General features: G+C 77.5%; 1 protein-coding gene. It reads right to left on the bottom strand.

From position 1 onward, the window contains the following. A partial coding sequence (locus KBX39_RS32440) for an ornithine cyclodeaminase family protein (protein WP_210874246.1) occupies positions 1-711 on the bottom strand: 711 nt, incomplete at both ends.

The following is a 711-nucleotide window of genomic DNA, read 5'->3' as shown; positions in this document are numbered from 1 at the left end:
GCTTGTCGTACCGCCGCTTGATCGTGGCGGCGGAGACCTTGCCGGCCAGCCCGGCGGCCTGCCCGGGCGAGTCGGTGACCAGCAGGTCGGCGGCGTCGAGCAGGTCGGGGCCGAACTCGTGCCGGTCGGTCTGCTTGAAGCCGACGGTGTTGACGTGCGTGCCGGGGGACAGGTCGGCGGCGTCGATCACCGGGACGGTGCTGGTGGTGGCGAGCACCACCACGTCGCGGTCGCGCACCGCGGCGGCGGCCGAGCCGACGGCGCGGGCCGGCAGGCCCAGCTCGGCGCGGACCCGGGCGGCGAACGCCTCCCGCCGGGCCGCCGAGCGGCTGTACACGGTCACCTCGCGCAGCGGCCGGACCGCCGCGGCGGCCCAGACCTGGGTCCACGCCTGCCGGCCGGAGCCCACCACGCCGAGCGTGGCGGCGTCCGCGCGGGCCAGGGCGTCCACCGCCACGCCACCGAGTCCTCCGGTACGCCGGGAGCCCAGCTCCTCGCCGACGGCGATGGCGCGTACCGCGCCGGTGGTGGCGTCGTGCAGCACGACCAGTTGACCGCTCTCCGGGTGGCCGAACGTGTCGTAGGAGCGGAAGCCGTACCACTCGCCGGTGAGGTGCCCGGCGGTGAGCACCATCCGGCCCCCGCCCAGCGGCGCGGACGCCCGGGGCGGGGCGATGAGCCGCCCGGCGTATGCGGCCAGCAGCGCGTCCC

The organism is Micromonospora sp. D75 (assembly GCF_018070405.1).
Lineage (GTDB): Bacteria > Actinomycetota > Actinomycetes > Mycobacteriales > Micromonosporaceae > Micromonospora > Micromonospora chalcea.
The sequence above is the reverse complement of the archived record's forward strand: the minus strand, read 5'-3'. Positions and strand labels throughout refer to the sequence as shown.